The sequence below is a fragment of the Micromonospora sp. CV4 genome (assembly GCF_003667455.1).
GTDB lineage: Bacteria > Actinomycetota > Actinomycetes > Mycobacteriales > Micromonosporaceae > Micromonospora.
In genome coordinates this window covers 1-5,659 of record NZ_RCVI01000128.1, presented here as the reverse complement: position 1 = coordinate 5,659, position 5,659 = coordinate 1, and the positions used below count along the sequence as shown (strand labels likewise).

Below are 5,659 nucleotides of genomic sequence, written 5' to 3'. Positions count from 1 at the left end.
GAACGGGTGACCGGCTGCAGCGGGCGGCCGGGCAGCGGGCGGCCGGGCAGCGGGCGGCCGGGCAGCGGGCGGATGTCCGTTCGCCGGCTGTCAGGGCAGGCGGGTCTGCAGCACGCCGTCCTGGACCCGAGTGGGCAGGATCTGCTGGTCGTTGCCGGACGGCCCCTGCACGACCTCGCCACCGTTCAGGCGGAAGGCGCTGCCGTGCCACGGGCAGACCACACAGGCGTGGCCGTCGATCTCCTGTACCTCGCCCTCGCCGAGCGGCCCGCTCTGGTGCGGGCAGCGCTCCAGCATCACGGTGACCTCGTCACCGTGCCGGTAGAGGATCACCGAGACGTCGTCCACCTCCCGGGTGACCAGCGTGCGTTGCGGGAGCGCCGCCATCTCGGCCAGCGAATGCCAGCCGTCGCTCATCCGGTGCAGCTCGGAGATGCTCTGGTTGACCTGGGCCCCCTGCTTGTACGCCAGGTGGCCACCGATGTACGCCCCGAGGCTCACGGCGGAAAGCCCGATAAACCCGAGGGTACGACCGACGCCGTGGCGGCCGGAGAGCCGCGCCGCCAGCGAGCCGGCATAGAGCGTCACGCCGACCGTGTTCGCGGCGGCGTGCACCAGGCCGACCCGGCGCTGGTCCCGGGAGAGCGCCGCCCAGTCGTTCAGCCCGGCGACAGCAGCGGGCAGCGCGCTGACGGTGCCCAGACCGACCAGCACGGTGGCGGGACGGCGCTGCCCGGGCATCAGGTCCAGCACCGCGGCGCTGATCCAGGCGCCCACCGGCACCTGCACCATCGCCGGATGCAGTGGATGCCCCAGCGTCACTCCGTGCAGCAGGTCCCGTAGTCGCCGGGGACGCAGCGTGGCGAGGACCGCCCGCTGCAGCCGGTCACCCGTTCGGTCCAGCCGCGATGCTTGCTCAACTTTCGTCAACAGTGCTCGCACCCGTACCGACTTCCCGGCGAACGCGGTCGCAAACCGGTCGGCGGTGACAGACCTGTAGCACGGCGTGTCGACAGCTCTTTCGGCCCGGGCCCGGCGCGTCGCATGATCGCCTGCGGGGGCTGCGAGGGCTGCCGGGCTGCGGGGGATGCGGGGCTGCGGCGGCTGCGGTCCGGCGGGCATGCTGGGCCGATGGGTGTACGGGTGGAGCGCGCCGGGCCGGTGACGACAGTGGTGCTGGACCGGCCAGCGGCCCGGAACGCTGTCGACGGGCCGACCGCGCGGGCGCTGGCCGACGCCTTTCGGGCCTTCGACGCCGACCCGGACGCGGCGGTGGCCGTGCTCTGGGGAGCCGGCGGCACGTTCTGTGCCGGCGCCGACCTCAAGGCGATCGGCACGCCCAGCGGCAACCGGGTAGAGCCGGAGGGGGACGGCCCGATGGGTCCGACCCGGATGGCGCTGAGCAAGCCGGTGATCGCGGCGATCTCCGGGTACGCGGTGGCGGGCGGTCTGGAGTTGGCGCTCTGGTGCGACCTGCGCGTCGCCGAGTCCGACGCGACGCTCGGGGTCTTCTGCCGCCGCTGGGGAGTGCCGCTGATCGACGGTGGCACGGTCCGGCTGCCCCGGCTGATCGGTGAGAGCCGCGCGATGGACCTGATCCTCACCGGCCGGCCGGTGCCGGCCGACGAGGCGTACGCGATGGGGTTGGTCAATCGGTTGGTGCCACCCGGCCAGGCGCGGGCCGTGGCCGAGGAACTGGCGGCGGAGATCGCCCGGCATCCGCAGACCTGCCTGCGCAACGACCGGGCGTCGGTGCTGGCCGGCGCCGGCACGCCCGAGCCGGAGGCCATGGCGACCGAACTGGCGTACGGGATGGATTCGCTGGCCACGGACGCGGCGGCCGGCGCGGCCCGGTTCGCCGCCGGTGCGGGTCGGCACGGCGCGATGCCGCCGGGAGAGTGAACCTCCCGGCGGCATCGGCTACCGGTGAGATCAGTTGCGGTTGATGGTGAAGGTTGTCGTGGTGTTGCGGATGTCCTGGTAGTTGTTGGTCAGCCGCAGGTTGTTGAAGGTGACCGAGCCGACCGCCGGGCCCTGGCCGGGTTCCGGCATCTCGTTGGCCCAGATCGCGTAGCCGGACTTCGCGTCGAACGCGTCACCGCTCTTACGGACGCCGCTGATCGAGACGTTGGTGAAGACCGTGTCGGTGATCGGGTTCTCCGGCTGCGACCCGTTGTACTTGGTCTGGAACATGATGCCGGTGTACGTCGGATCGACGATGTCCACGTCGGACACCCGGATGCCGCGGAACTCCTTCGAGGCGGAGAACACCCAGATCGCGGGGAATGTCTGGGATCCCCAGAAGTGCCCACCCGCCCGGATCAGCGAGATGTTCTGGAACTGGGTCGGTGGGCTGGCGCCGAACCCGATGAACGGATAGCCGAAGTCCAGCGAGCTGATGGTGATCCCCGAGTACGTCAACATGTCCGCGATGTACAGGTTGCGGAAGATGTTGTTGTAGCCGCCGTAGACCGCCAGCCCGGCCGCCCGCCAGGTCAGCGTGGCCGAGAGGTTCTCGAACACGTTGCCGTTGTTGCCGGTCGACGCACCCTGGTCGGTGGCCGAGAAGAGAGCGAACGCGTCATCGCCGTTCGACCGCCCCTCGGTGTTGGTGATCAGGTTGTTGGTGCTGCCGTTGGTCAGGTTCACACCGTCGGCGAAGGTGTTCCGGAAGCGGCTGTTGCGGATGGTCAACCCGCTGACGCTCACGCCCCAGTACGCGCAGACGGTGTGCTCGACCCAGACGCTGTCCAGCGTCATGTTGTCGACGTCCTTCAGCTCACCCCAGACCTTGCCCGGCCCGTCCTGACGGATGGTGTAGTTGCCGAAGAAGGCCAGGTGGGAGAAGGTCGACCCGCTGGCCGAGGACTCCACCCGGAAGCCCGCGTCGGTGTTCTGCTGGCCGGTGGGCGTCTGGAAGCGGGTGTACCACATGCCCGCGCCGACCACCGTGATCGGCTTGCCGTACACCTGGAGCTTCTGCGCGGTCTCGTAGGTGCCGGCCGGCAGGTAGACACCGATCAGGTTGCCGGTGGTGTCCATCCGGACCGCGTCCAGCGCGTTCTGGACGTCCTGGTGGCTGAAGCCGGTCGGCACGCGGTACCGGGCCGGGTCGGGGTTGGCGCGCGGTGCGACCAGCTCCAGGTTGATGAAGTCGATCGCGTACGTGGTGGTGTTGGCCGGATCCTTCTGCAGACGGATCCTGCTGCCGGCCGGGATGGTCGAGTTCAACATCACGTTCGCCTCGTCGTACAGGTGGCGAGGCGGGCCGGCGCTGGGCGAGTCACTCGGGCTGGCCTCCGCGCCGTAGAGCCAGATGTGCTTGGAGGTCAGGTTGATCGGCTTGTGCAGGGTGCCGTTGACGTAGATGTTCAGCGTCGAGTTGATGCCTCCACCGCCCGGCGCGTCGGGGATGGAGAAGCGGGTGACCAGGGTGTTGGTCGCCGCCCGGGTGGTCCACTCGACGTACGAGCCGGTGCTGTTCAGGGTCACCGCCCGACGTCCGGACGCCTCGCCGCCGAGGTTGCCGATGTCCCGGTTGGGACCGACCTGCCCGGCGCCGCCGCCGGTGGTGCCGTCCTCGGCCTCGTACATGTCGTAGCCCAGGTTGGCGCCACGCCCGACGAAGAGCGGGCGGTCACTGGTGTTGTTGGCCTGCTTGACCGGCAGCTCGTTGCCGTCGACGGCGAGCACCACCCGGACGGTGTACTTGCCGTTCGCGGAGGTCCAGGTGCCCAGGTTGATCGGGCCGACCGTCGCGCCGGCGTTGATCACGCCGGAGTACGCGCCGGTGAGGGTACGGACCACGGCGCCGGACTCGTTGAGCACGGTCAGCGTGATGCCGTGCGAGCCGGACGCGGACGCCTGGTTGCCGGCGTTGCGGATCGACACGGAGAAGGTGACCGTGCTGCCAGGGGGCGGGTTGCCCGGTGACCAGTCGACCGCGGACGCCACCAGGTCAGAGCTGGCGACCGCGCTGACCACCAGCGGGCTGGGGTTGGTGTAGCTGTTGTTGGTGTCGTCCTGCTCGACGACGGTGTTCGACTCGTCGACCTTCGCGCTCAGTGGGTAGCTGCCCGAGTCACGGGTGCCGATGTTGGCGGTGACCGTGGTCGAGGCGCCGGCCGCCAGGCCGCCGACCGACGCGGTGCCGACCCGGGTGGCGCCCAGGTAGAAGTTGACGTTGGTGGCGCCGGAGGACGCCGAGCCGGCGTTCCGCACGGTGGCCGAGAGCGTGATGGTGCTCGTCTCCACCGGCGCGGACGGGGTGAACGACATGCCGGTCACGGTGAGGTCCGGGTTGGGCGCCGGGGTGCCGATGACCTGGAACTCGGCCACCTGGCCGGCCGGGGCGCCGGTGTTCGAGGCGATCGAGAGCCGTACGTCGGCCGCCGCGCCGGAGACCGGGATGGTCACCGTGTTGCCGCTGCCCGGGTTGAAGGTGTAGTTCGCCGCGCCGACCAGGGTGGTGAAGGTCGACGAGGCCTGGTCGCGGCCCAGCACGGTGATGTTCTGGGTACGCGCCCCCCAGGCCGCGTCCGGGTTCAGCTTCACCACGATCTGGCTGAGGCTGGCGTTCGCGCCGAGCTGCACGGTCAGCGTGCTCGGGTTGCCGTTGCCCTCCCAGTAGGTGGCCACGTTGTTGTCGTTGGCGTTGGTGGCCACGAACGTGTGCACGTACCCGGAGGCGGTGATCGGCTTGCCGAGCGCCAGGTTGGTGCCGACCGGCGGGTTGCCGGTGCCGGTCCGGGTCACGGTGTTGCTGTTCGCCGACTGGTTGCCGGCCGCGTCCCTGGCCCGGACGTGGTACGAGACCGTGGCGCTGGTCGGCTGACTGTCGGTGTACGTGAGGGTCGAGCCGTTGACGCTGCCGCGCAGCGCGCCGTTGGCGTAGACGTCGTACCCGGTCACCCCGACGTTGTCGGTGGACGCGGACCAGGTGAGCCGGATCTGCCCGCTGGCGGGCTGGGTGTACGCCAGGTTGCCGGGGACGCTGGGGGCCTGTGTGTCGGGACTGCCGACGGCGCCGTAGACCTCGACCTCGGAGAACTGGGCGGCCGGCCAGCCGGTGTTGCCGGTGACCTGCACCCGCACGTAACGGGTGCTGGCCGCCGTGAAGGTGACGGTCGCGGTGTTACCGGTGGCCGGGTTGAAGGTGTAGCCGCCGGACGCCTTCAGGGTGGTGAACGACGACCCATTGGTGGAGCCGAGCACCGAGAGCGTCTGGGTGCGGGTCTGCCAGGCCGACGCGGGCGGCAGCTTCAGCACGACCCGGTCCACGCTGACCGTGGCGCCGAGGTCGGCCTGGATCCACTGCGGGAACGCGTTGTTGGCGCTCTCCCAGTAGGTGTCCGCGTTGCCGTCGTTGGCGTTGCCGGGCACGTAGTTCTGGTTGTGGCTGCTGGCGGTCATGGTGGCGGAGAGCCCGGCGAGCATGGCCACGCGCGCGGCGGCCGCGGACGGGTCGGCGACCGGCGCCGCGCCGGCCGCGGGGGTGACGACCGGGGCGGTGGCGACGAGCATTCCGGCGAGCAGGCCGGCGAGCAGCCGTCGGTGGCCGCTGCGGGTGGTTCGGGGGACGGGTGTGGGCGCGGCGCTTGGCGGCGTGCCTCGTCTGGTGCCGTTTCTGGACATGGGGTCGCTACACCTCTTTCGGGGG

The 5,659-nt window shown here is 70.6% G+C and carries 3 protein-coding genes; 1 reads left to right on the top strand and 2 read right to left on the bottom strand.

Features of this window, described 5'->3' with window-relative positions; all coding sequences use genetic code 11:
• Nucleotides 1-90: 90 nt before the first annotated feature.
• Entirely contained in the window at nt 91-942 is an 852-nt protein-coding gene (locus EAD98_RS01420) for a Rieske 2Fe-2S domain-containing protein (RefSeq protein WP_121652274.1), read from the bottom strand.
• Between the two features lie 189 nt (nt 943-1,131).
• Between EAD98_RS01420 and EAD98_RS01415 the strand changes: the two genes are divergently transcribed.
• Nucleotides 1,132-1,902 carry a crotonase/enoyl-CoA hydratase family protein gene (locus tag EAD98_RS01415; RefSeq protein ID WP_121652273.1) on the top strand — a complete coding sequence of 257 codons (771 nt, stop codon included), beginning with the start codon at nt 1,132-1,134 and terminating at the stop codon, nt 1,900-1,902.
• 30 nt (nt 1,903-1,932) lie between these two features.
• Here the strand turns inward: EAD98_RS01415 and EAD98_RS01410 are convergent, their stop codons facing one another.
• Entirely contained in the window at nt 1,933-5,634 is a 3,702-nt protein-coding gene (locus EAD98_RS01410; RefSeq protein ID WP_121652272.1) for a discoidin domain-containing protein, read from the bottom strand.
• Between the last annotated feature and the right edge of the window lie 25 nt (nt 5,635-5,659).